Raw genomic sequence first — 23,284 nt, 5'->3', positions numbered from 1 at the left:
GCCAACCAGCCTACTTCGGGTCTCCGCCGCAAGAGGGGGATATGGTCCCTGCCGCTGCCGCCGGACCCATGACAGCATTAGCCCATGCGCTCATTCATCGTACGGGTCATCGTCAACGGGCTGGCCCTGGCAATCGCGTGTTGGATCCTCACCGGCCTGGACATTTCCACCGCGAGCAACAGCACCGTCAGCATCATTTTGGGCTACCTGTTCATCGGTCTGATCTTCGGCCTCGTCAACGCCTTCGTCAAGCCGATCGTCAGCCTCCTGTCTCTGCCGATCACCATCCTCACCCTCGGCCTTTTCACCGTTGTCATCAACGCGGGAATGCTGTACCTGACGTCCTGGATCAGCAGCTACACCACTGTTAACTTCACCATTGATTCCTTTTTTTGGACGGCGGTGTTCGCCGCCCTCATCATCAGCGCGGTGTCCCTCGTGGCCGGCTTTCTCCCCGCGCTCGACCGCTAGGCAGCGGGCTCATGGCCTGCGGGTTTCCCTCCCGGGCTGCGCCGTGGCCCCGGAGCCACGGGCGTACCCCGCTGGGGGGGCATGGCGTCGCGGCGGAGCGAGAAGCGGGTCACCGTGGCGGTTCCGCCCGTGCCGACCACGGCGGCGAGCGCGGCCGTCGACGCCTGGAGTGACGGATCCTGGCTGGCCGCAACGTCCCGGGCGCCGTCGGCATAGCGTTCCATGGAGTGGCCCGGTCCCATCCCGGGCTCCAGCCATTCGTGTCCGGGGATCGGAGTGCTCAAGGTGACGGTCACCCGGTCCAACCGGTCCGGGTTCGGCGTCCCGTCCGCCCCGGGCACCCAGTCCTGCTCATGTTCCAGGTGCAGGCTGCTGGTGCCGGCCCCGGGCTCGATCCCGCCCACCGGGGAACCGGCCGTGAGCACGAACTTCAGCTCGTAGTCGGCCAGGAACGCCTTGTCCCCGCCGAGGTTCATGGCGTGGATGCCGCCCTGGCTGTAGCCGACCGCAGCCACTTGGTCGCCCGACTCGGCGCCGGCCTCCGCCAGGGCCCGGCGGATCGCCGCTGTGGTCTCGGCCGAGTCGTAGCCGAGGCCCTCGGCGATGCCGGCGGCGTCGAAGGGGTTGGTGCCTTGCGGCAGCCCGTCCAGCTGCGTCCCGGGAATGATCACCACCCACGCGCGGTTGCCGGGCTCCCCCAGCCGGAGGACCTCAATCTCCCCGCTGTTCCGGCCGGCCGACCCGGCCCGCTGCAGCAGCCCGGCCGGTGAGACATCGACCTCCTCCGCCCGCGTTTGCCGGCCCGTGATCCGGACGGGCCGGGGCCGCAGGAACTCCAGGCCCGGCGCGTCCGTCAATCCGCGGATCACGGCCCGGACACCGCCGGCCGGTCCGCCGGCCGCTGCGGCGCCGGCCGGCAGGCCCAGCAGCAGCGCCAGCCTCCCGGGCGCCAGGGAGAACCCGTCCTCTGCCGTGTCGCGGACGGTGAGCGGCGGCAGGCCGGCCAGACCCCACAGGGGCCCGTACCCGGGGCCGGCCAGGCCGATCCGCAGGAGCAGAGTGTTCCGGGCCTCGGCGGACTCGTACTCCCGGTGGCTCGCCCTCACCTCACCGCAGAGACGCTCCAGCGCCATCCGGACGCGGCCGAGGGCCCGGGCTCCCTCCCCGACAGCGACAATGGCGTTGCTGCCACTGGCATACGAGTCGAACTGGTACGGGAACAGGGCCCGGCGCAACCCTTCTGCCTCCGCCTCCACGTCCGCCAGCTCCCGGATAAGCCCGTCCAGGGCCGAGACTCCGGCCAGCAGCTCCTCGAACTGGAAACTGAGACCTCCCACTCCGCCCCGGATCCGTAGCATCCCGTCCACCGGAGCGGTGGGGTCGGGCGCTCCCCCGGAACCGGCCGGCGAGATCTCCGTCATCAGTGCCCCGGCCGTCCCGGGGACAGTGCCACGTTCTGGGCGTGCCGGAGCACCGCGGCGACAGCCTCCTCCAGGGTTGTGCGGCTGCGGCGCAGGGAAGCCGCGTGCAGTGACAGTGCCGTCCGGTAGGCCCGGCCGGCCGGCGACTGCCAGCTCTGCAGTTCCACGCTGACCAAGCGGGCCAGCACAGCGTCCGAGTGGCTTGCGCAGGCGGCAACCCGGGCAGCAAGCTGCTGGACCTCGTAACTGCGGGATGCGCACGTCGCGGCATCGGAGGCGAAGAAGGTCCCCGCGGACCCACCGCTGCCCCCGGCGTTGGTGCTGGTGTTGTTGCCGGTGTTGGCGTGCCCGCTGGTCATGACACCGACGTTAGGTCCCCCGGTGCACACGCTGAAGCGGCCCGCCCTGCCATGTGGACAACTGCCGGCGGGAACCGGCGGGAACCGGCGGGAACCGGCGGGAACCGGCGGGAACCGGCGGGGGGACCGGGAAATCCCGGCCGGAAGTCACATGGGTCAGCCCGCTTAAGGCCCGGCGGGACTTCGTGAAAGAATCGGGGCATGCCTGAAACTGCCGCCACAGCCGATACCCGCACGCCGTCCGGACGCCTGGCCCTCGCCGCGTCCTCACAACAGATCGCGCTCGGCCCGCTGGACGGCCGGTACCAGTCGGCCGTCGCGCCGCTGGTCGACTATCTCTCCGAAGCCGCCCTCAACCGCGACCGGGTCGCCGTCGAGGTTGAATGGCTCATCCACCTGACCGGCAACAGCGTGCTCCCCGGAGCCGGACCGCTGACCGCGGAGCAGCAGCAGAAGCTGCGCGCGATCGTCACCGAATTCGACGCCGGCTCGGTCGCCGAACTGGCGGACATCGAAGCCGTCACCGTGCACGACGTCAAAGCCGTCGAGTACTACATCGGCCGCCGCCTGCCCGGCATCGGCATCGAGCACCTGACCGCCATGGTGCACTTCGGCTGCACCTCCGAGGACATCAACAACCTCTCCTACGCCCTGGGTGTCAAGGGCGCCGTGGAGGACGTCTGGCTGCCCGCCGCCCGGAAGCTCGTCGCACAGATCAGCGCCATGGCCGGGGACCACCGGGCCGTGCCGATGCTCTCGCGCACGCACGGCCAGCCGGCCACCCCCACCACGCTCGGCAAGGAACTGGCCGTCATCACGCACCGCCTGACCCGCCAGCTGGACCGCATCGCCCGGACCGAATACCTCGGCAAGATCAACGGCGCCACCGGCACCTACGCGGCCCACGTGGCCTCCGTCCCCGGCGCCGACTGGGAGCACGTCGCCAAGAGCTTCGTTGAAGGCCTGGGCCTGAGCTGGAACCCGCTGACCACGCAGATCGAAAGCCACGACTGGCAGGCAGAGCTGTACGCCGACGTCGCGCGGTTCAACCGGATCCTGCACAACGTCTGCACGGACATCTGGAGCTACATCTCGATCGGCTACTTCGTGCAGATCCCGGTCGCGGGCGCCACCGGCTCGTCCACCATGCCGCACAAGGTCAACCCGATCCGCTTCGAGAACGCCGAGGCCAACCTGGAGATCTCCTCCGGGCTGCTGGATGTCCTGGGCTCCACCCTGGTCACCTCCCGCTGGCAGCGCGACCTCACCGATTCCTCCTCGCAGCGCAACATCGGCGTGGCCTTCGGTCACTCCCTGCTCGCCATCTCCAATGTGGTCAAGGGCCTGGACCGCCTGAAGGTCGCGGAGGACGTGCTGGCCGCGGACCTCGACACCAACTGGGAAGTCCTCGGCGAGGCCATCCAGATGGTCATGCGCGCCGAGGCCATCGCCGGCGTCGATGGCATGGAGAACCCCTACGAGCGGCTCAAGGACCTGACCCGCGGGCAGCGCGTCGATGCGGCCCGGATGCAGGAATTCGTCCAGGGCCTGGGCCTGTCGGCGGACGCCGAGGCGCGGCTGCTGGCCCTGACCCCCGGCAGGTACACCGGCATTGCGGACAAGCTGGTGGACCACCTCGCATGAGGCTCCTGCTCATCCGCCATGGCCAGACGCCCGGAAACGTCCTGGGCCAGCTGGACACCGCCCACCCGGGCCCCGGGCTGACCGGGCTCGGCGAACGCCAGGCCGCCGCCCTGGCGCGGTCCCTGGCGAATGAGCAGATCGACCTTCTCTTTGCCTCCACGCTGATCCGCACCCAGATCACTGCCGCGCCGCTCTCGACCGTCCGCGGCCTGGAAATCGAGGTGCTGGAGGGCCTGCGGGAAATCGAGGCCGGGTCCCTGGAGAAGCTCACCGACAAGGAATCACACCGGCGCTACCTTGGGACCGTGTTCGGCTGGGCAGCCGGGGAACTGCACCGCAGGATGCCGGACGGCCCCAGCGGACACGACTTCTTCGAACGCTACGACGCCTCGATCACACGGATCGCCGCCGCAGCCACCGGCGACGCCGCGACGGTGGCCGTGGTCAGCCACGGCGCCGCGATCCGCGTCTGGGCGGGCCTGCGGGCCAGCAACGTGGAGCCGGGCTTCGCCGCCCGCCACATCCTCGCCAACACCGGGATTGTGGCCCTGGAAGGGGATCCCGACGCCGGCTGGCGGCTCATCCACTGGGACGACAGTCCCGTCGGCGGCCTGGCACTGGTGGACCCGACGGCGGAAGACTCCACCGGCGGCGCGCTGTAGCGGAATTAGCCGAACCCTAACGCGCAGGAAACACAGCCGAAACCGGCAGTGCCTAGCGTTGATCTGCATAACCCTTCGGCGAAGCGAGGCAGCCATGCAGACGAACCCGCGGCTCAACATCCGGCTGGTCACCTGGGCCAACCCGGTGGGCGCGGATCTCCGCGCAGCCCAGCAGGCCGAGCTCGACGCCCGCTTCGGCACGAGCGACCACGAACCCGGACCGCCGCCGTCGGAGACTGACACGGCCGTGTTCCTCCTCGCCCACGACAAGGCCTCCGGGCAGCCCGTGGGCTGCGGCGGCCTGCGTATCCTCGATGAGCGCACGGCCGAGATCAAGCGGCTTTACGTGCTTCCGTACACCCGCGGCTCCGGGGTGGCCAGCTCCATCCTCGCGGCCCTGGAAGCGCACGCGCACAGTCTCGGCATCACCTCCCTCAGGGCGGAGGCCGGCTCGGTGCAGACGGACGGCCGGCAGTTCTACCAGAACGCCGGCTTTGTCCCGGTGCCGAACTTCGGGCCGTACATCGGGGTGGAGCACTCCTGCTGCTACGCGAAAGCCATCGACTCGCACAGCGCCGCACACACCGCCATGGCTTAGGACACCGGCCCCGGTCTGCGTCGCGGGGCGGCTGCGGCGCTCCGCCCGGAAACGTCCCGGCGTGTCGGCGTGCCCCGATGTTCACAGCGCGTTTAGGCCGCGGGCGCATGACGTTCACCCGTACACACCAGACTCGGTTGCCTGGGATGGGCTATTTCATCGATTTGATAGCCATAACCGCCAAATCCGGCGTCCGCCGCTATAGGCTGGCCGGACAAATGCCATCCGGCCCCGTTCAGAAATGAGTCTCACCCGTGCGCAGATTGAAAACCATGGTTGCCGGCGCCGTCGCCGTCGCCCTTCTTTCCGGTTGCAGTGGGGGCGCCGCGGCCCCCGCCTCGTCCGGAGCAGCTATCGGACCCGCCGCCGTCGCCCCCTCGGGGCCGCCCTCCGGCGAAACGCTGATCGTCTACACCAATTCCAACGGTGAAGGCCGCGGCGAGTGGTTGACGCAGAAGGCGGCGGCAGCCGGCTTCAAGATCGAAATCGTCGGCGCCGGCGGCTCGGATGCAACCAACAAGCTGATCGCGGAGAAGAACAACCCGATCGCGGACGTCGCCTTCGGGCTCAACAACATGTACTTCGAGCAGGTCAAGGCAGCCGGCGCCATCGCACCGTTCACCCCCGCCTGGTCCGCAGAAGTCGACACTGCCAAGGGTGACTCATCCGACAGCAAGGCCTACTGGCCGCTGGTCCAGCAGGCAATCCTCCTCGGCTACAACACGGAGAAGTTCAGCGCGGACGAGGCCCCCAAGGACTGGACCGATCTGTGGACCCAGGACAAGTACAAGTCCCGCTACGAGCGGGTCACCGGCCTCGGCACGGCCACCGCGCAACTGGTCTTCGCCGGCATCCTGACGCGGTACAAGGACGACAGCGGCGATCTGGGCGTCTCGGACGAGGGGTGGAAGCAGGTCGAAGAGTACTTCAAGAACGGAACACCGGCCGTGGCCAAGACCGACCTTTTCGCCCGCATCGCTGCGGGGGACACGGACATGGGACAAATGCCCTCCTCGATCATTCTCGAACGTGAAAAATCGTTCAACGTCGACGTGCAGACCGTGATGCCATCCGTTGGAGTGCCGCTGGCCATCGAGCAGGTTGCCCTGGTCAAGGGAACGGACAAACAGGATGAGGCCCTCAAGTTCATCGACTGGTTCGGCAGCGCGCAGACCCAGGGTGAATGGGCCCAGCAGTTCAACTCCATGCCGGTCAACAAGGCAGCCGCGGCCACGGCCAAGCCCGAGGTCGTCGAATTCTTCAACACGCTCAAACAGCAGGACATCGACTGGAACTTCGTGCAGAAGAACATGGGCGCCTGGGTGGAAAAGATCGAACTGGAATACATGAGCTGACCCGTGCACGGGCTGCGGCCGGCCGGCTGCAGCCCGTGCCTTTCCTGCTGGACACCCCCGCTCCGCCGTTAGCACAAGACAGGTTGCCATGATCCGTTTCGAGAACATCGAAGTCACCTTCGGCGACTTCACCGCCATCCCCAACCTTGATCTCCAGGTGGAACCGGGCGAATTCTTCACGCTGCTTGGCCCCTCGGGCTGCGGAAAGACAACCGCGCTCCGCACCCTGGCGGGGTTCATTGAGCCGTCCGCCGGCGAGGTCTACGTTGACGGAAAGGCCGTCACCCGGCTCCCGAGTGACAAGCGCCAGGTCGGTATGGTGTTCCAGAACTATGCCCTGTTCCCGAGTATGAGCGTGTGGGAGAACATCGCCTTCGGCCTCCGCGTGCGCAAGGAGAAGCCGGCCGAGAGCGACCGCCTCGTCCGCGACATCGCCCGGCGGGTTGACCTGTCCGAGGACCAGCTGCGCAAAAACGTGTCAGAGCTCTCCGGCGGACAGCAGCAGCGCGTCGCCGTCGCCCGGGCGCTCGTGCTGCAGCCCAAGATCCTGTTGCTCGACGAGCCGCTCTCCAATCTGGACGCCAAGCTGCGCCACCAGCTGAGGCAGCAGCTCAAAGACCTCCAAAGCGAATTCGGCATCACCACGGTGTACGTCACCCATGACCAGGACGAGGCCCTGGCCATGAGTGACCGGGTGGCCGTCTTCAACAAGGGGGTGGTGGAGCAGATCGGCACTCCGCAGAGCATCTACGACGAATCAGCGACCGAATTCGTCTGCAATTTCATCGGGGACAGTTCACGCCTGAGCGCCGGGTTCGTCGCGGAGCTGAACCGGCAATCGAGTCATGCCCTCGATCCCGGGGCCAACTCCTACCTGCGAGTGGAAAAGGCATCGCTGGATCCCGCCGGTGGCAACGGCTCGGCCGTCCCGGTGCAGGGAATTGTGGTTTCGAAGACCTATCACGGCCTGCACAGTCGGTTCATCGTCCGCTGCCACGGCGCCGATATCCGGCTGCTGGTCAAGGAGGACGGCGGGACCCACCCCGCCACGGGCAGCCAGGCAACGGTGTATGTCCAGCCCTCCCACGTCCTTCAGTACCACCCGGAAACAGGCGTCTCGCTCAGAAACCGGCTGCAGGAAGTGACCATCCTGTGAGCACGGCGGGCGGCTCGAACGGCGGGAGTATCCGGAGCATGCTCCGCTCCCCCGCAGTCCTGATGGTCGGGGTCGTGCTGACCTGGTTCATCGCGGCATTCCTCGTCTGGCCCAATGCGAATGTGCTGATCCAGACCTTCTTCCCGGACGGGAACTTCTCCGGGCGCGCCGCCGAAAGGCTCTTCTCCTCCCAGCGGGCCATGAAATCCCTGGGCAACAGCTTCCTGCTGGCTGTCGCCTTGTCCATCACTGTCAACGTGGCGGGAATCTTCATTGTGCTGGTGACCCAGTACTTCAAGATCCGCGGCTCAAGGGTCCTGTTCCTCGGTTATGCCACCACCTTCATCTACGGCGGCATTGTGCTCGCGGCGGGCTACAAGTTCATCTACGGTGGCAAAGGGATCGTGACCGGTTTCCTGGTGGGATTGTTTCCCGGCATGGATCCCGGCTGGTTTTCCGGTTTCTTTGCCGTCCTGGCCGTCATGACGTTCGCCACCACGACGAACCACATGCTGTTCCTCACCAACGCGCTGAAGGGCGTGGATTACCAGACCATCGAAGCGGCCCGGAACATGGGGGCCTCCACCTGGACCATCCTGCGGCGGGTCGTCCTGCCGATGCTAAAGCCGACGCTTTTCGCCGTCACCGTCCTCTCGTTCCTGACCGGCCTCGGAGCCCTCAGCGCACCGCAGGTCCTCGGCGGCCGGGAGTTCCAGACCATCACGCCAATGATTCTCACCTTCAGCAGCAGCCCGACGTCAAGGGACCTCGCCGCCCTGCTCGCCGTGATCCTCGGTGTGGCCACCATCCTGATGCTGGCGGTAATGACCCGGATGGAAAAGGGCGGAACGTACTTCTCGGTTTCAAAAGTCTCCTCCGGCCTGCAGAAGCAGCAAATCCGCAACCCTGTGGCCAATGCTGCCGTCCACACCGCCGCGTACCTGCTGTTCGCCGTCTACACGCTGCCCGTGGTGCTGATCGTGCTGTATTCCTTTGCCGACGGCGCCGCGATCCAGACCGGCCAGCTGCTGCCGGGGAGCCTGACCTTCGACAACTACATCCGGGTCCTCACCCAGCCCTCGGGCCTGCGGCCGTTCATCATCAGCATCGTCTACAGCGCGCTGGCCGCACTGATCGCCGTCGGAGGCCTGCTCTTCGTTGCCCGGCTCCTGCAGAAGTACCGCAACCCGGTCACGACAGCTGTCGAGTACCTCCTCCACATCCCGTGGATCCTTCCCTCCGCCCTGCTCGCCCTCGGCCTGATCCTCAGCTACGACCATCCCAACCCGCTGGTGGGCGGCGCCGTCCTGACCGGGACCACGGTGATCCTGCTGATCGCCTTCGTGACCGTCAAGATCCCGTTCACCCTGCGGATGCTCAAGGCCTCCTTCGCCTCGGTCAACTCCTCGCTCGAAGAAGCCGCGAACATCATGGGCGCCAAGACGCTGTACGTGTTCCGCCGGATCCTGCTGCCGATCGTCCTGCCGGCCGCCGCTGCGATCACGGCGCTCAACTTCAACAGCATGCTGGATGACTATGACACCGCCATCTTCCTGGCCCACCCGCTTTACCAGCCCCTGGGACTGGTGATCAAGGCCAACACGGACGGCGCCGAGGGTGTCGACGGGGTGTCAAACACCTTCGTCTACACAGTGCTGCTCATGGTCATCACCGGGTTGACGATGTATCTGGTCTACGGCAGGACGGGCAGGACGGGCAGGAAGTCCGCCAAAGCCTCGAAGGCTGGAACGGATAACAAGGAAAGCACAACGCCGGTCCTGGTCGAAGCCGCGCCGGCCGAATCCGTGCGCGTCCCCTAGGCGCGTGGGTCAGCAATGAGGTTGCCGGGGTTCGTGGGCGCCCGGCCAGCCGGTGTAGGCCTCGGCGAGGTAGGCCCGGCCGTGGCGGGATGACACCACCGAGTTGAGCTCGCCGAGCTGCCGGGCGCGGGCGAAGTCGTCGGCGTCGACCGGGGTGTGCAGCATGGACGTCATCCAGTAGGAGAACTGCTGGGCCTTCCACACCCTGGCCAGGGCGCGGTCGCTGTAGGCATCCAGGAGCACGGCGTTTCCGGTCTTGTAGAAACTGTCGAGGCCTTCAAACAGCACCTTGACGTCGTGCAGCGCCAGGTTCAGGCCCTTGGCGCCGGTCGGGGGGACGGTGTGGGCAGCGTCGCCGGCGAGGAACAGCTTGCCGTGCCGCATCGGGGCGTGCACGAAGCTGCGGAACTTCAGGACCGTTTTGTCGATGACCGGGCCCTCCTTGAGTTCGAAGCCGTTGCCGTTGACCCGGATGCGGAACGCATCCCAGATCCGGTCCTCGCTCCAGTTGTTGACGTCCTCGTTCGGGTCGCACTGGAAGTACATCCGCTGGACGGTTTCCGTCCGCTGGCTGATCAGGGCAAAGCCGTTCTCGGAGTTGGCGTAGATCAGTTCGTCGGAGCTGCGCGGGGCTTCGGCCAGGATCCCGAACCAGGCGAACGGGTACTCGTGGAAGTACCACTTGCGCTGGGCCTCCGGAATCTGGAAACGGCTATGGCTGCGCGAGCCGTCCGCGCCGGCGATGAAGTCCGCCTGCAGCTCCCATTCCACGCCGTCGACGTCGGTGAACCAGACTTTCGGTGCGCCTTCGAGGTCGTGGATGGTGGTGTCGGTGACGCTGTAGCGGACGTCGCCGCCGTCGGCCTGGCGCCGCGCGGCGAGGTCGAGGAAGACGTCGGTCTGGGGGTAGAGCCAGACGGACTCGCCAATGAGGTCCTGGAAGTCGATCCGGTGGCTCTCGCCGTTAAAGCGCAGCTCGATGCCGTCGTGCCGGTCCCCGTCCCGCAAAACCCGGTCCGAGACGCCGCTGTCCACGAGCATGTTCACGGAACCGTGCTCCAGGATGCCCGCCCGGACGGTTTCCGAGATTTCCCGGTGGCTGCGGGTCTCGATCACGGTGGATTCGATTCCCTGCTGGGCCAGCAGGTGGGAGAGCATCAGCCCTGCCGGGCCGGCACCCATGATGGCGACCTGGGTGGTGATGACTTTACGGTTTGCCATGGTGTCCTCGCTTCGTTGCGGGGCCCGGACTGGTGGGCGTCGGGGGCCGTGTGGGTTCTCTGGCTCCAGTGTGCGCCCGGGCACGTGATGGGCGTTACACCGATTCCGCTGAATGGAATGCAGACGCTGCCGTTGCTCCCTGCAGCTGCCGACCGATCCCGCGGGCAGCTGTCTGCAGGGCCGGAACCAGCGCCTGGAGCCGCACCTCGCGCAGGGGTACGACGACGCCGAGCGCCGCCACGGTGCGGTTCCTCGCGCCCCGCACGGGGACGGCAATCCCCCAGGTGTCCGGGTCCACGACGCCGGCCAGCTGGGCAAAGCCGTGGCCGGCCGTTTCCTGGAGCATGATGCGGAGGTCCTCCGGCTGGACCTTGCCGGCAGGATCGGAAAACTGGTGAAGGTACGCTGCCTGGACCGGCGCCGGCTGGTTGGCCATCAGCGCCAGCCCGGCGGAAGACACGTGCACCGGCATCCGTCCGGCGATCTGGGCCCGGTTCGCCACGGAGCCGCGGCGGGAGAGGCGTTCGACGAACAGCGCCTCCCAGCCCTCCAGCACGGCCAGGTTCACGTTCTGGTTCAGCACCTGCTGGATGTCCTCCATAAAGGGCATGGCCGCCTGGCGGAGGGCCAGGGTGGGCGAATTCCGGTTGACCAGTTCCCACAGGCGCAGGCCCAGCCGGACGGATCCCCCGCTGCCCACTTCCAGGAGCCCGTGCCCGGCCAGCTGCCGGACCAGACGGTGGGCGGTGCTCAACGGCAGCCCGGCCCGGTCCGCGAGCTCGGAGAGCGGGAGCACGGTGACGCCCTCGGGGAACGCGGATATCACCCTGACCACGCGGTCCACCACGGAGTCCCCCGTGCCGGAGTTCGCCATCGCCGTCACTTCCGTTGAATGGATGCTGCCTCCACTCTACGCCGCCGGTGCCCGCGCCGGCCCGGCCACCACGAGCGGGGAGCCGAAGGAGACGCCGAACAGCTGGGAGCCGGCGGTGAGCAGGACGATGGTGGCAACGACGCCCATGATGAAGCCGGTGCAGGCCTTGGCCGTGATCACGGCGCCGCCGGTGACCGGCATCGACCGCAGCCGGGCCAGGGTGCCCTGTTCCCGCTCCGCGAGCAGCCCCAGCACACCGAATCCGACCGTGAACATCAGCAACAGCCCGGCCTGGCCTGCCACGAGGGTGCCGCGGAGCGAGAGCTGCTCGGCGGCGGCCTGCCCTTCGGTCAGGGTGAGCAGGGCCGGTCCGGCTGCGGCCTGCTGGGCAAGCGCCGCGAGATCCTGGGGCGGCAGCCCGGATAGGCCCCCGGCGGCGGCGGTCACCGTGCCGGCGGCGAACTGGTCCACGACCCCCCGGACCACGGAGATCAGCACGCCGGTCTCCAGCGAGGCGTTGTCACCCTCGACCAGCTGGACCGACGCGGCCGCTCCGGAGAGCACCGCGCTGCTGAAGCCCTCGGGAATGATGATGCCAAGGTCCGCGCCGCTGGCCCGGGTCTCGTGGCTGACGTCCGCGGCCGGGACCCGCCTGATGGTGACGTCCATGATCTGGAGTGAATCAACGGCGCCGAGCAGTGCGGCACCCAGCTGGTCGGCGTCGTCCGCGCTGGCGACGACGGTGGCCGGCTGCAGGTCGACGGTGTCCTCGCCGAGTCCGCCGAACACCAGGCTCAGCACCCCCATCAGCGCGAGCGGGACGATAAGGGAGAAGATGAAGACGGACTTGTCCCGGATGCGCTGGCGCAGGTCGTTCGCGACCATGGTCCACAGGCCGGGCATCTCAGTCCCTCAGCGCTTTGCCGGTCAGGTGCAGGAAGACGGACTCCAGGTCGGGCCGGACAATCTCCACGGACGTCACGGACATTCCTGCGTGCCCGGCGCCGGTCACGATCCCTGCGGGTGCGGTGGGTCCGTCGCTGACGGTGAGGATGAGCCCTGCCCCGTCGTTGTCGACGTGCTGCACGGCCGGCAGCCCGCGCAGTGTAGAGCACCGCCATGCCTTCGACGGAGAGCCGTTCCACGGATTCGAGGATGGCGTTCCGGGACTGCGGATCCACCCCGACCGTCGGTTCGTCCAGGATCAGCAGGGCGGGCCGGTGCAGCAGGCCGATGCCGATGTTCAGCCGGCGCTTCATGCCGCCGGAGTACTTCTTGGTCAGGTCGCCGGCACGGTCGCTCAGGCCGATCAGCTCCAGCACCTCGTTGGTGCGCTGGGTGAGTTCCCTGCCGCTGAACCCCTGCAGCCGGCCGAAGAACACCAGGTTCTCCCGCGCGGTCAGGTCCGGATAGATGGCCAGTTCCTGCGGGACCAGGCCGATGATCCGCTTCGCCTCCGTCTCGGACGGGGTCATGGCCCGGCCCGCCACGCGGACGGTTCCCCCGTTGGCGGGGATCAACCCCGCGACCATGGAGATGATGGTGGTTTTCCCGGCGCCGTTGGGTCCCAGCAGTCCGTAGGTTTCCCCGGTGCGGATGTGGAAGGACACGCCGTCGACGGCGGTCAGGTCACCGTAGCGCCTGATGAGTCCACGGACGTCCAGCACGTCCCTGGTTTGTGTCTGTACTACTTCCACCAGCAAGCCCCCACCGCTTTGTTGTGTCCAGGCTAGCCTCCGGGCCCGGCCGGTTAACAACGGACAGGGGCGTTAGCCGCGGTGCCGTGTCCCGGGTGCGTTTGCGGGCCGGCCGGGTTGTGGCCGGTCCGGGGCGGGAGAAGTGATAGCGTCTAGCGGTTGATCCCCGCGCCCGGGACACGGCACAGAACTACATCAACACACACCGGAGGACCCATGCTCAAAGGATTCAAGGACTTCATCCTGCGCGGCAACGTGATCGAACTGTCCATCGCAGTCGTGGTCGGCACGGCTTTCACCGCCCTGGTCGGCGCGTTTACCTCGAACATCGTGAACCCCATCATCGCGGCGGCCGGCGGGGTCGAGACCAAGGGCCTGGGCTTCTGGATCTGGCCGGGCAATGACAAGACCTTCGTCAACTTCGGCGGGGTCATCACCGCGTTCGTCACATTCATCATCACGGCCGCCGTCGTGTACTTCATCTTCGTGGCGCCGACGAACCGGATCAACCATCTGGTCAGGAAGCGGCTCGCCACTGCCGAGCCGGAAGAGAAGCCGCTCCCGGCGGACACGGCACTGCTGGCCGAAATCCGTGACCTGCTGGCCCAGCTGGCCGGCGCGGACCACGGGCGGACGTCCGGCCACACCCTGGCGGGGGACAACGGACAGTCCGGCGAGCCGTCCGGCGACCGCACAGCCGAGACTGCCGGGGGGCGCAGCCGCTAGTCTGCGCGTAATTGTCACCGGCCGGCAATGGGCCTGTAACAGCCGCCGGACATCATGGGATCCATGAAGCCCTCAGAGCACGGCAGCAACCACGGCGGAACACCGGTCCCGGCCACCTCCGAACTGAGCTGCGAAGTCTGCGGCCAGATGCCCGAACCGACCAAGACCCGGCTGACGCTGGCCAACGTCGCCGTGATGCTGCCCATCGAGCTGGTGGTCCATGCGGCCGTGGTGGGGACGCAACTGCCCTACGTGGCGAAGGTCCTGGTCCTCACGCTGACCGCCACCATTTTGGTCATCTGGGTGGCGGAACCGTCCGCGACGCGGATGCTGCGGCGCTGGCTGCATGCCCCCGCCCTGCGGCACCGCCGCCGGCTCGGTGCGGCACCGGCCCTGTGGCGGGCCCGCACGGTCGTGAAGGACCGGCCCGGTTCATTGCAGAAACTCACACAGTCGCTGGCCAGGCTGGACACCAACATCCTGAGCATCCATGTCCACCCGGTCGACGGCGGCGTGCTGGATGAGTTTGTGCTGTCCGCGCCCGGTGAAATGGGCGAAGCGGAGCTGCTGAAGGCCCTGCGCGAGGGCGGCGGCAACGATCCTCAGGTCTGGCCCACCACGGCGCTGGCCATGGCTGACGGCCAGACCGGGGCGCTGAGCCTCGCGGCCAGGATCGCGGCCAACCCGGAGGAGCTGCCGCTGGCGGTGGCTGAACTGCTGCACGCACGGATCGACGCCAGGCCGGACACGGGCACCGGCACTCCGGCTGCCAGAGCGGGCACGGTACCGGCCGCGGACGGAACCGTGCTGAGGATCCCGACCGCCTGGCACGGCCCCATCACCTTTGTCCGCCCCGGCGAGCCGTTCACCCCGGCAGAATCCGCCCGGGCGCACCGGCTGGCCGAGCTCGCCGAAATCATCGCTCACAGCCCGGCTACCGGCCGTTGACAGCGCGGCTTCCCCGGCTTTGCGCAGGCGTGGGGTCAGTGTTCCCTCAGTGGACGTGGCCGCCGGCACCCGGTTGTCGGGTGCTGGCATCGCGTTCCCACCCCGCCGGATGTGCGGCCCCCCGGCGGCCGGCCAGGGCAAAGCCCATGTAAACCGAGGCGTGGACGGCGGAGAGCGGACCGCGAACCGAGCGAACGACTTCCGACAGCGTCTGCCTGGCCGTGCTGTGCCGGGCGTTCTGCTCGGCGTTGCCGCGGTAGACGCGGTGCAGCACGGCCAATTGGTCCTTGGGCGTCCTCGGCGGCCAGATCACCACCGGCTCCACGTCCAGGACGGCTTTTTCCGAGGGTTCAAAGAGACGATCCACGAACAGATCATCCGCGGTCAGGTCGGGGAACTGCTGGAAACGCTGGCGCCCCTCCTGGGACAGGCCGTACGCACCGCCTCCCCATAGTCCGCTGCGGAGCACCTGCAAATGCTGCCGCGTGCGGTAATACGAGTGGATCAGCGGGTGCGCGTCGTGAAGGTCGAATCGCGCGGCCGGACGGGCGGCGAGTATCTGGCCGGAGAGCAGCGCGTTGAAAACGTCGCGCAGCGTGCCCGGACTGATCTGCACGTCCGCGTCGAGATACAGCCGCGGCCAGTGTGAGGCGACGGCGTCACCGGCGTTGAGCGCGGCGGTCTTGGACGGCTGCTCCAGCTCCAGCACCGTCACGCCCTCGAATCGGCCCGCAATTGTGGCAGTGTCATCGCTGCAACCATTGCAGGCCACGATCACCTCGAGTTGTCCGGTCGCAGCCAGCGGGGCCAGCGGCGCCAAGGTCCGCGCGATCACGGCGGCCTCGTTATGCGCGGGAATAATCACCGAGCCGTGCGGGAAACTTCCGGCGTCCGCGTTCTTCTCGGGGTCTGTGTCCGGTCCGGGCAGCGCAGCCCAGCTGCCCGGGTCAAGCACCGTCCGCAGTACACCCCGGTTTTCCGGCTTCCAGCACCGCAAGAGTTCAGAAAGCGCGACGGCCCCGTGAAACACCGCGGAGTACGCGGCGGAATGGTACTTACGGATGTATCGAACACGGTTGACGGCCAGGAGCGCATTCAATTCCGGCGAGTTGCCGGAAGCCCCGCCGGCGTGGCTCATGACGGCCTCAGGCTCGTACCAGACGGATTCCCCCATAGTCCGCAGGCCCCGGAAGAAATCCGTCTCCTCGCTGTAGAGGAAGTAGGACTCGTCCCACGCCAGGGCGTCCGCCAGCGGACGCCGAACCATCAGCGCAGCACCGGTAGCCCAGTCCACTCGGTGGGGGTGGGCATAGCTTTCCGGGGAGAAATCCGTGCCGGCCAGCCAGCTCGGCCGGTTGGGCGCCCGGCGGCCCAGCAGCGCATCGCCCACAGCCGTGGAAATGGTGGGCTCCCGGTATAGCGAGCGGCTGGTGATGCCCCCCTCGTTCACAAGTCGGGGAACCACGGCCCCGGCCTGCGAGGCAAGCAGCCGATGCATCATCGTTTTGAAGCTGCCCGGATCCACCGTGAGGTCGGGGTTGAGCACCACCACGGTGGCCGCATCGCCCGCGCGGCACATGGCGGCGTTGATCCCGCCGGAATAGCCCAGATTGCCGCCCGTACTGAAGGCCTGGACGTCGGGGTGGCGGCGGCGCACCAGGTCCAGGGTGCCGTCGCTGGAGGAGTTGTCTGCGACGAGAACTCGCAGGGTCAGGTCGGCTGTTTCCACCCGCAGGCTCTCCAGCAACTTCTCCACGCAACCCGAGCTGTTATAGGTCACAATGACGACGGCGGCATCCGCCGAACCCTCCGGCCCGGTGAAGCGGCCAGGTGTCCGCGGGGCAGGGGCGGCCTGGGGTAGGGGTTCCGCGCGGGCGGGCGGGACGGCGCAGGAGGCGGTCCGCAGTTTCAGGTAGGCCGGTGGTCCGTCAACGAGATAGCGGCTGGCCAGCCGCCGGGGCTCCAGTGCCAGCCGGTAACCCCATTCCAGACCGTGCGCACAAAACCATTCGGGTGCCCGCTGGACCCTGCCGGCCAGGAAGTCCACCGCCGCACCGAAGGCCAGCAGGACAGCCGCCCCCGTGGCCTCCGCGTACCGGTCAATCCAGAGTTCCTGGCGGGGCTTGCCGAGTCCCACATAGAGGATCTGCGTGCCGGACGCGGCAATCTCGCGGGCGATCCGCTCGGAGTCAGGGACCGAGGCCAGTTCCTCCCGGCTCGGGGACCACATGCCGGAGAGTTGCAGTTCAGGGTGCTCATTTGCGATCTTCTGCGCCAGCAGCCGCTGGTTTGCCTCGGACCCGCCGAGGAATCCCACCCTGAGCCCGAGTTGTTCTGCCCGCGCCAGCAGGGGAGAGGCCAGGTCGCTGCCGGCCAGCCGGGGCCACCGGTGCCCGGTGATTCGCTGGGACTGGGAAACCAGTGGCGCCCCGTCAAGAAGGTACAGCCAATCCACGCCACTCCCGGGATCCGCATGCAGTGTGCCCGCCCAGCGGCCGCCGGTTCCGAAATGGTGCAAATGATCCAGGTTGACCGAAGCAACCCCGAGCGGCGGGAGGCCGGCGCCGTCGGTCACCCGGGCGAGTATCCTCTTCAGCGCCGGTTCGGGTTCCATCAGATCTACGGGTGTGCCGCCAAGAATTACCTTGCTTCTATCCAGCTTTTCCACGTCGCCTCCTCAGTCCACAACCATTGGCGCTAGTTGCCCGCTGGTTTCGACATACCTCCGGCCGGTGGCCGGGCAGAGCCAGCTGCCGCTGTCCTGCTTGAGCGGGTGTCCGGCCTCACCCACCCAGCCCGTCTGCCTGGCCGGGACTCCGGCCACAATGGCGTAGGCCGCCACGTCCCGTGTGACCACCGCTCCGGCAGCCACCGTTGCCCACTCGCCAATGGACGCCGGGGCGATACAAACGGCGGCCGCCCCGATGGACGCCCCCCTGCCGACCGTGACGCCGACAGCGACCCAATCATCCGAATCCTTGAGCGTGCCGTCCGGGGTGATCGCCCGGGGGTGCAGGTCGTTGGTGAGCACTGCCGCGGGGCCGACGAAGACGCCGTCAGCCAGGCATGCCGGCTCATAGACGAGGGCGTAGTTCTGCAGTTTGCAGTTGTTGCCCAGAACGACGCCGGGGCCGACATACGCGCCGCGGCCAATAGTGCAGTTGCTGCCCACGGTGGCGTCCTCACGAACCTGTGCGAGGTGCCATATCCTCGTTCCGTCTCCAATGGCGGCGGTGACTGCAACGTCCGCCGTTTCGGCGATGGATGTCATGGCGCTCCTCCTGGTATCGGTTCTGTCGTCATGAGCGGCCCAGGGCTGCCTGCAACTGGTCCGCCACATACTGCTGTTGCGCCTCGCTGACGTGCGGGAAGAGCGGCAGCGACAGCATCCCGCGGGCGGCCCGCTCCGTAACCGGGAAGGATCCGGGACCGAGGCCCAGGCCCCCGTAGGCGCGGCTGAGGTGCACCGGAACCGGGTAGTGGATGCCGGCGTCGATACCCGCTTCGGTCAAGGCCGCCAGCACGCGGTCCCGTTCTGGCACTCGGATGACGTACAGATGCCAGACATCGAGGTTGCCCGGGGCCGTGCGGGGAACCTCGACGCCGGGCAGGTCCGCCAGCAGTTCCTGGTAGCGTGCCGCGGCCTGCCGCCGTTGTTCGTTCCACAGGGCAAGCCTGCGCAGTTTGGCGTTGAGCACCACCGCCTGGATGGTGTCGAGGCGCGAGTTCATGCCGACCGCGTCGTGATGGTACTTCCGTTCGCTGCCATGGGCGCCAAGCATGCGGACCCGGGCTGCGACGTCGTCGTCATCCGTCACCACAGCCCCGGCATCCCCGGCGGCACCGAGGTTCTTGCCGGGGTAGAAGCTCGTGCCCGCGGCCAGTCCCAGCGTGCCCGCGAAGCGGCCATAGCGGGAAGCGCCCTGGGATTGGGCGGCGTCTTCGACAATCACCGCGCCGCAGGCTGCCGCAACCGGGGCCAGGCGCTCCACGAAGGCCGTTTGCCCGAACAAGTGGACGGGCATAATGGCCCGGGTCCGGGGTGTCACCGCTTCCGCAACCCGATCCGGATCGATCAGCAGGTACTCGGGGTCGACGTCGACGAGCACCGGCACGGCACCGATCCGGCTTACCGCTTCGGCGGTCGCGATGAAGGTGTTAGCGGGGAGGATGACTTCCGCTCCGGCCGTGACCCCGGAAGCACGGAGTGCCAGTTCGAGGGCGTCCGTGCCGTTGGCCACCCCGACGCAATTCCGGGTACCGAGGAACCGGGCGTAGGCCTGCTCAAATTCGGCCACGGCCGGGCCTCCGATGAAGGAGGTCCGTGCGAAGACGTCCTTCAGCCCGAGCTCGACTTCAGCGGCTATCTCCTCCTGCTGGGCGCCCAAATCGACGAAGGGAACGGACATGCTTACGGTCCTGGGCCATCTCATCGCGCACCACCCGCGGCCGCCGCTGAGGGTTCAAGCACCCGTGCCGGGACCCCGGCCCAGGTTTCTCCGTCCGGAACGTCGCCCAACACGGCGGCTCCCATGCCGATCACCGCACCGGCCCCCACCCTGGTGCGTTCCCGCACACAGGAGTTCATGCCCAGGTAGGCCGCGCGCCCAATCCGGACTCCGCCGCCCAGCGACACTCCGGCAGCCAGGGTGGCGAAGTCCTCCACAACGTCGTCGTGGGTCAGCGTCACTCCGGGCATCATCACGACATGGCTCCCGACCGTGATGCCGGCGGTCAGGGTGACATTGCCCATCAGGATGCTCCCGGGACCGATGTCGCAGCAGCATGGAACCCGCACGGAAGGGTCGATCACCGTCGCGAAGCGGTGGCTTGGGAAGCCCAGCCCGGCGAGTCTGGCGACAATCCGCTCCCTACCCTTGCCTGCACCGATGCAGACGACCACACGTGCCTCCGGGTAGCGGAGGGCGTGGCTGGCGGGACCCATGACAGGTGCGCCGTCCAGGGCTGATCCGACCCTGAATTCGTCATCGTCGAGGATTCCGACGACGTCGAACTGGCCGTTCTCGCGGACGCAGGCCAGTACCTCGCGGGCAAGGCCGCTGGCGCCAATCAGCAGCAGCTCAGTCATAAGAATTCCCCGCAGCCTTCAGGATCGAATCGATGACCCGGGACTGCTCGTCCGGGGTCAGCTGGTGGTAGACCGGCAGAATCACGGTGTGGTCCGTGAGCCGTTCCGTCACGGACAGGTCCGCCGTGCCGGTGTCCAGGCCGGCGTAGGCGGGCTGACGGTGTGCGGCCATGATGCCCCGCCGGGCGGATATCCCGTCGTTGGCCAGCCGCTCGAGGAGTTCCTCACGCCCTAGGCCGAAATCCGGAAGTACTTCGCACCAGAAAGACTGGAAATTGCTGGTGCCGTACGGGGGGTCCTGGCTGAAGCGCAGCCCCGCTACCCCGGAGAGCGCCTCCCGGTAGGCAGCGACGATGGCCCGGCGCCGGTTCACTGCCTCATCCAGCCGGCCCAATTGCACGAGCCCGACAGCGGCCTGAATGTCCGTCATACGGTAGTTGAACCCGATTTCCCCGTACTCCTCCGGCGGCGCCAGGACTGTGGAGTGCCGGTCGTTCGCGGATACGCTCATGGCGTGTTCGCGGAGCTTCCGGGCGCGGTCCGCCCAGGCCTTGTTGTGGGTGGTCAGCATCCCGCCTTCCCCGGTGGTGAGAATTTTGCGGGGGTGGAATGACCAGGCGGAGAGCTCGGCGCCGGCTCCGACCGGCCGGCCGTGGTAGGTGGAGCCCGCTGCGCAGGCCGCGTCCTCGACGACGGTGATGCCCAGGCCGTCGCAGAGGGCCCGGATCGGAACCAGGTCGACCGGCATGCCGCCCTGGTCGACCACGATCACCGCGCGGGTGGCCGGGGTCAGGGCCGCGGCCAGTGTCCGCACGGACACGTTCCCGGTGTCCGGCTCGACGTCGGCAAAGACCGGCCGGGCGCCCACATAGGTGACCGCGTTGGCGGTGGCGATGAAGGACAGGGAAGGGACCACGACGTCGTCGCGCGGCCCGATGCCGGCCACTTTCAGCGCCAGATGCAGGGCTGTGGTGCAGTTGGAGACGGCGACGGCGTAGCTGGCCCGCTGCGTGCCGGCGAACGCTTCCTCGAAACGCGCCACGCGGGGCCCCTGCGCCACCCAGCCGGAGGCGATCACCTCGGCCACGGCCTCGGCTTCCTCGGTCCCCAGCCACGGCTTCATGACGTTGATCCGGCTCAGGGCCCGGTCCTGGCTAACCGTCACCGGACACCTCCGATCCTGGCATCCGCAATCTCAACGCGCAGCGGCCGCCACCAGTCCACCAGTTCCCGCAGCCCGTCTTCGAGCCCGGTGTCGGCACTGAAACCAAGGTCGCGCCGGGCCGCGGCGGTGTCCGCCTGGCGCCGGACGACGCCGTTGACGGCCCGCTCGGGGCCGTGCTCCACGTGCAGCTCCGAATCCATGGCCCGCAACAGCGCCTGGGCCAGTTCCAGCAGGCTGGTTTCGGCACCGCTGGCGACGTTGTACACACCCTCGTCCACCCCGCTGCCCGCGGCCATGATGTTGGCCCGGGCCACGTCCCGGGTGTGGACGAAATCCATGGTCTGCTGTCCGTCGCCGAAGATCAGCGGCGGCAGCCCGTCCTCGATGCGCTCCATCCAGCGGACCAACACCTCGGTGTAGAGGCCATGGACGTCCATCCGGGGCCCGTAAACGTTGAAATAGCGCAACAGCACGTAGTCCAGGCCGGACATCGCACGGAAGCTGCGGGCCATGGCCTCGTTGAAGGACTTGGCGGCGCCGTAGAACGTGTCGTTGTTGTGGTGGTGATGGCGTTCCGACGTCGGAAAGGTCTCCGCCATGCCGTAGACCGAGGCACTGGAGGCCGCCACGAGCTTGCCGATCCGCTGGTCGGACGCGGCTTCGAGCACGTTGAAGGTCCCGTCGACCAGCACCTCCAGGGCCAGCCGGGGCTCCTCGGCGCACTGGGTGATCCGGATTGCCGCCTGGTGGAAGACGATGTCCTTACCCCGGCTCAGGTCGTGGACGAGGTCCCGGTCGCGAATGTCCCCTTCGATGAGGCGGACCCGGCCGCTGGCGATCGCCGGATCGAGGTTGGCCCGCCGGCCGCGGACCAGGTTGTCCAGCACATCAATCCTGCCGGCGCCGGCGTCGAGCAAGTGGTCCACGACGGTTGAACCGATGGTCCCCGCTCCGCCGGTGACCAGGACCTGCGCGCCCTGCAGCGTGCTCATCGGCTGGCCTCCAGCTTCGTTTCGTTACCGACGACGATGCTGGCCTTCCCGTCTGCGCGGAGGCTGTCGCTGACAGCCTCCAGCACGGACAGAACCCGCAGTCCGGAGGCGCCGCTAGTCCGGGAAGGCCGCTGCTGCCGGATGCTGTTGGCGAATTCGGCCACCATCTGGCCCAGCGCCTCGTGTTCAGGCAGTGCCGGGGACCAGGTGTCACCCAGCCGGTAGGAAATTGCCGAGGCCGTCCGGTCGGCCGCGGACCGTGTCTGGCGGTCCAGGCTGACTCCGCGGTCGTAGACGCTGAGCCGCTGTTGGGGATTCAAATCATCCCAGACCAGGGTGCGCCGGGAGCCGCCGATCACCACCTGGCGGATCTTGGTCGGGCTCAACCAGTTGACGTGGACGTGGGCCATGGCGTCGTTGGGCAACGCGAACGTCAGGTGCCCGATGCAGGCATGGCCTGTACCCAAGGGATCCGCGCCGTGCGCCGATACCTCCATCGGCCGCAGCCCCTCGGGCAGGATGAAGTCGAGGATGGACAGGTCGTGCGGGGCCAGGTCCCAGAAAACATCGACATCCGGTTGGACCAGCCCCAGGTTGATCCGGACCGAATCGATGAACAGGATGTCGCCGAGCGACCCGTCGGCGATGAGTTCCCGGATCTTCAAGACGGCCGGGGTGTAGCAGTACGTGTGGTCCGCCATCAGGACCAGCCCCTTGGCCTCCGCTTCCTCGACCATCTCCAGCCCCTTGATCCGGCTGTCGGCGAGGGGTTTCTCGACCAGGACATGTTTCCCCGCCTTCAGCGCCGTCAGGGCAATGCCGTGGTGGGTGTGGGCCGGCGTGGCAATCGCAACGGCGTCAACGTCGGCCGTATCCAGCAACTCGTCAATGGACCGGAAGACGGGAACCCCGCCCTGGGCCGCGGCGAGTTTGGCGGCCCGTGGCTGGTCCAGGTCGACGATACCGGCCAGCTCCCAGTCGGGACTGGCGGTGAAGTTCCGCGCCAGGTTGGGCCCCCAGTAGCCTGCACCGATGACCGCTGCCCGCATCAGGCCGCGGGAGTACCCCGAACGTGTTTCATCCATT

At 67.8% G+C, this 23,284-nt stretch carries 22 protein-coding genes; 9 read left to right on the top strand and 13 right to left on the bottom strand.

The window, feature by feature from the left end:
* Positions 1-84: 84 nt before the first annotated feature.
* Complete coding sequence (locus ACZYX4_RS02645) at positions 85-471, top strand: phage holin family protein (protein WP_463873465.1); 387 nt, start codon at positions 85-87, stop codon at positions 469-471.
* Here ACZYX4_RS02645 and ACZYX4_RS02640 read toward each other — a convergent pair.
* Together ACZYX4_RS02640 and ACZYX4_RS02635 are read right to left on the bottom strand one after the other, a co-directional pair.
* On the bottom strand, positions 468-1,892 hold the full coding sequence (locus ACZYX4_RS02640; RefSeq protein WP_463873464.1) for a hypothetical protein: 1,425 nt from the start codon (positions 1,890-1,892) through the stop codon (positions 468-470). The genes ACZYX4_RS02645 and ACZYX4_RS02640 overlap by 4 nt on opposite strands.
* A complete protein-coding gene (locus tag ACZYX4_RS02635) occupies positions 1,892-2,251 on the bottom strand; it encodes a hypothetical protein (protein ID WP_463873462.1) in 360 nt (119 codons plus the stop codon). Before ACZYX4_RS02635 ends, ACZYX4_RS02640 begins: the two co-directional genes overlap by 1 nt.
* Positions 2,252-2,452: 201 nt before the next feature.
* On the opposite strand from ACZYX4_RS02635, the gene purB reads away from it, so the two are divergent.
* The 6 genes from purB to ACZYX4_RS02605 all read left to right on the top strand — a co-directional run bounded on the left by purB (position 2,453) and on the right by ACZYX4_RS02605 (position 9,486).
* Positions 2,453-3,895, top strand: a complete 1,443-nt coding sequence (purB, locus tag ACZYX4_RS02630) for an adenylosuccinate lyase (protein ID WP_463873461.1) — start codon at positions 2,453-2,455, stop codon at positions 3,893-3,895.
* Positions 3,892-4,557 (top strand): histidine phosphatase family protein, encoded by a 666-nt coding sequence (locus ACZYX4_RS02625; RefSeq protein WP_463873460.1) that lies wholly within the window; start codon positions 3,892-3,894, stop codon positions 4,555-4,557. Before purB ends, ACZYX4_RS02625 begins: the two co-directional genes overlap by 4 nt.
* Before the next feature lie 94 nt (positions 4,558-4,651).
* Positions 4,652-5,155, top strand: a complete 504-nt coding sequence (locus ACZYX4_RS02620; RefSeq protein WP_463873458.1) for a GNAT family N-acetyltransferase — start codon at positions 4,652-4,654, stop codon at positions 5,153-5,155.
* A gap of 272 nt (positions 5,156-5,427) precedes the next feature.
* Positions 5,428-6,510, top strand: coding sequence for an extracellular solute-binding protein (locus ACZYX4_RS02615; RefSeq protein WP_463873582.1), 1,083 nt, complete (start codon positions 5,428-5,430; stop codon positions 6,508-6,510).
* A gap of 88 nt (positions 6,511-6,598) precedes the next feature.
* Entirely contained in the window at positions 6,599-7,666 is a 1,068-nt protein-coding gene (locus ACZYX4_RS02610; protein ID WP_463873456.1) for an ABC transporter ATP-binding protein, read from the top strand.
* A 38-nt stretch (positions 7,667-7,704) separates the two neighbouring features.
* Positions 7,705-9,486, top strand: a complete 1,782-nt coding sequence (locus ACZYX4_RS02605) for an ABC transporter permease (protein WP_463873581.1) — start codon at positions 7,705-7,707, stop codon at positions 9,484-9,486.
* 9 nt (positions 9,487-9,495) lie between these two features.
* Here the strand turns inward: ACZYX4_RS02605 and ACZYX4_RS02600 are convergent, their stop codons facing one another.
* The 4 genes from ACZYX4_RS02600 to ACZYX4_RS02585 all read right to left on the bottom strand — a co-directional run bounded on the left by ACZYX4_RS02600 (position 9,496) and on the right by ACZYX4_RS02585 (position 13,278).
* A complete protein-coding gene (locus ACZYX4_RS02600) occupies positions 9,496-10,707 on the bottom strand; it encodes a 4-hydroxybenzoate 3-monooxygenase (RefSeq protein WP_463873455.1) in 1,212 nt (403 codons plus the stop codon).
* Between the two features lie 94 nt (positions 10,708-10,801).
* Positions 10,802-11,581 carry an IclR family transcriptional regulator gene (locus ACZYX4_RS02595; RefSeq protein ID WP_463873579.1) on the bottom strand — a complete coding sequence of 260 codons (780 nt, stop codon included), beginning with the start codon at positions 11,579-11,581 and terminating at the stop codon, positions 10,802-10,804.
* Between the two features lie 36 nt (positions 11,582-11,617).
* On the bottom strand, positions 11,618-12,466 hold the full coding sequence (locus ACZYX4_RS02590) for an ABC transporter permease (protein WP_463873453.1): 849 nt from the start codon (positions 12,464-12,466) through the stop codon (positions 11,618-11,620).
* On the bottom strand, positions 12,388-13,278 hold the full coding sequence (locus ACZYX4_RS02585) for an ABC transporter ATP-binding protein (protein ID WP_463873451.1): 891 nt from the start codon (positions 13,276-13,278) through the stop codon (positions 12,388-12,390). Before ACZYX4_RS02585 ends, ACZYX4_RS02590 begins: the two co-directional genes overlap by 79 nt.
* 216 nt (positions 13,279-13,494) lie before the next feature.
* Here ACZYX4_RS02585 and mscL point away from each other — a divergent pair, with 216 nt between their 5' ends.
* Together mscL and ACZYX4_RS02575 are read left to right on the top strand one after the other, a co-directional pair.
* On the top strand, positions 13,495-14,004 hold the full coding sequence (mscL, locus tag ACZYX4_RS02580; protein ID WP_463873450.1) for a large conductance mechanosensitive channel protein MscL: 510 nt from the start codon (positions 13,495-13,497) through the stop codon (positions 14,002-14,004).
* Positions 14,005-14,067: 63 nt separating this feature from the next.
* Positions 14,068-14,952: an ACT domain-containing protein gene (locus tag ACZYX4_RS02575; protein WP_463873448.1), complete on the top strand. Its 885-nt coding sequence runs from the start codon at positions 14,068-14,070 to the stop codon at positions 14,950-14,952.
* Between the two features lie 46 nt (positions 14,953-14,998).
* Here ACZYX4_RS02575 and ACZYX4_RS02570 read toward each other — a convergent pair whose 3' ends face one another.
* Genes ACZYX4_RS02570 through ACZYX4_RS02540 form a run of 7 tightly spaced genes read right to left on the bottom strand, consistent with a single transcriptional unit; the run spans position 14,999 to position 23,283 of the window.
* A complete protein-coding gene (locus tag ACZYX4_RS02570) occupies positions 14,999-17,620 on the bottom strand; it encodes a WecB/TagA/CpsF family glycosyltransferase (RefSeq protein ID WP_463873446.1) in 2,622 nt (873 codons plus the stop codon).
* 9 nt (positions 17,621-17,629) lie between these two features.
* Positions 17,630-18,223 carry an acyltransferase gene (locus ACZYX4_RS02565; RefSeq protein ID WP_463873445.1) on the bottom strand — a complete coding sequence of 198 codons (594 nt, stop codon included), beginning with the start codon at positions 18,221-18,223 and terminating at the stop codon, positions 17,630-17,632.
* A 28-nt stretch (positions 18,224-18,251) separates the two neighbouring features.
* Positions 18,252-19,361, bottom strand: coding sequence for a DegT/DnrJ/EryC1/StrS family aminotransferase (locus tag ACZYX4_RS02560; RefSeq protein ID WP_463873443.1), 1,110 nt, complete (start codon positions 19,359-19,361; stop codon positions 18,252-18,254).
* 20 nt (positions 19,362-19,381) lie between these two features.
* Complete coding sequence (locus ACZYX4_RS02555) at positions 19,382-20,041, bottom strand: acetyltransferase (RefSeq protein WP_463873442.1); 660 nt, start codon at positions 20,039-20,041, stop codon at positions 19,382-19,384.
* Positions 20,034-21,206: a DegT/DnrJ/EryC1/StrS family aminotransferase gene (locus tag ACZYX4_RS02550; RefSeq protein ID WP_463873440.1), complete on the bottom strand. Its 1,173-nt coding sequence runs from the start codon at positions 21,204-21,206 to the stop codon at positions 20,034-20,036. The genes ACZYX4_RS02555 and ACZYX4_RS02550 overlap by 8 nt, the downstream gene beginning before the upstream one ends.
* Positions 21,203-22,198 (bottom strand): NAD-dependent epimerase/dehydratase family protein, encoded by a 996-nt coding sequence (locus ACZYX4_RS02545; RefSeq protein WP_463873439.1) that lies wholly within the window; start codon positions 22,196-22,198, stop codon positions 21,203-21,205. Before ACZYX4_RS02545 ends, ACZYX4_RS02550 begins: the two co-directional genes overlap by 4 nt.
* Entirely contained in the window at positions 22,195-23,283 is a 1,089-nt protein-coding gene (locus tag ACZYX4_RS02540) for a Gfo/Idh/MocA family protein (protein WP_463873437.1), read from the bottom strand. Before ACZYX4_RS02540 ends, ACZYX4_RS02545 begins: the two co-directional genes overlap by 4 nt.
* Position 23,284 lies beyond the last annotated feature (1 nt).

The sequence above is a fragment of the Pseudarthrobacter leeuwenhoeki genome (assembly GCF_055412885.1).
Note: the sequence above shows the minus strand (reverse complement) of the source record. Positions and strands in the feature narration are given on the sequence as shown.

Bases quoted from the DNA above. Each gene is read 5' to 3' on its own strand.
- ACZYX4_RS02645 (WP_463873465.1), top strand. From the start codon at position 85: ATGCGCTCATTCATCGTACGGGTCATCGTCAACGGGCTGGCCCTGGCA.
- ACZYX4_RS02640 (WP_463873464.1), bottom strand. From the start codon at position 1,892: ATGACGGAGATCTCGCCGGCCGGTTCCGGGGGAGCGCCCGACCCCACC.
- ACZYX4_RS02635 (WP_463873462.1), bottom strand. From the start codon at position 2,251: ATGACCAGCGGGCACGCCAACACCGGCAACAACACCAGCACCAACGCC.
- purB (WP_463873461.1), top strand. From the start codon at position 2,453: ATGCCTGAAACTGCCGCCACAGCCGATACCCGCACGCCGTCCGGACGC.
- ACZYX4_RS02625 (WP_463873460.1), top strand. From the start codon at position 3,892: ATGAGGCTCCTGCTCATCCGCCATGGCCAGACGCCCGGAAACGTCCTG.
- ACZYX4_RS02620 (WP_463873458.1), top strand. From the start codon at position 4,652: ATGCAGACGAACCCGCGGCTCAACATCCGGCTGGTCACCTGGGCCAAC.
- ACZYX4_RS02615 (WP_463873582.1), top strand. From the start codon at position 5,428: ATGGTTGCCGGCGCCGTCGCCGTCGCCCTTCTTTCCGGTTGCAGTGGG.
- ACZYX4_RS02610 (WP_463873456.1), top strand. From the start codon at position 6,599: ATGATCCGTTTCGAGAACATCGAAGTCACCTTCGGCGACTTCACCGCC.
- ACZYX4_RS02605 (WP_463873581.1), top strand. From the start codon at position 7,705: ATGCTCCGCTCCCCCGCAGTCCTGATGGTCGGGGTCGTGCTGACCTGG.
- ACZYX4_RS02600 (WP_463873455.1), bottom strand. From the start codon at position 10,707: ATGGCAAACCGTAAAGTCATCACCACCCAGGTCGCCATCATGGGTGCC.
- ACZYX4_RS02595 (WP_463873579.1), bottom strand. From the start codon at position 11,581: ATGGCGAACTCCGGCACGGGGGACTCCGTGGTGGACCGCGTGGTCAGG.
- ACZYX4_RS02590 (WP_463873453.1), bottom strand. From the start codon at position 12,466: ATGGTCGCGAACGACCTGCGCCAGCGCATCCGGGACAAGTCCGTCTTC.
- mscL (WP_463873450.1), top strand. From the start codon at position 13,495: ATGCTCAAAGGATTCAAGGACTTCATCCTGCGCGGCAACGTGATCGAA.
- ACZYX4_RS02575 (WP_463873448.1), top strand. From the start codon at position 14,068: ATGAAGCCCTCAGAGCACGGCAGCAACCACGGCGGAACACCGGTCCCG.
- ACZYX4_RS02565 (WP_463873445.1), bottom strand. From the start codon at position 18,223: ATGACATCCATCGCCGAAACGGCGGACGTTGCAGTCACCGCCGCCATT.
- ACZYX4_RS02560 (WP_463873443.1), bottom strand. From the start codon at position 19,361: ATGTCCGTTCCCTTCGTCGATTTGGGCGCCCAGCAGGAGGAGATAGCC.
- ACZYX4_RS02555 (WP_463873442.1), bottom strand. From the start codon at position 20,041: ATGACTGAGCTGCTGCTGATTGGCGCCAGCGGCCTTGCCCGCGAGGTA.
- ACZYX4_RS02545 (WP_463873439.1), bottom strand. From the start codon at position 22,198: ATGAGCACGCTGCAGGGCGCGCAGGTCCTGGTCACCGGCGGAGCGGGG.
- ACZYX4_RS02540 (WP_463873437.1), bottom strand. From the start codon at position 23,283: ATGGATGAAACACGTTCGGGGTACTCCCGCGGCCTGATGCGGGCAGCG.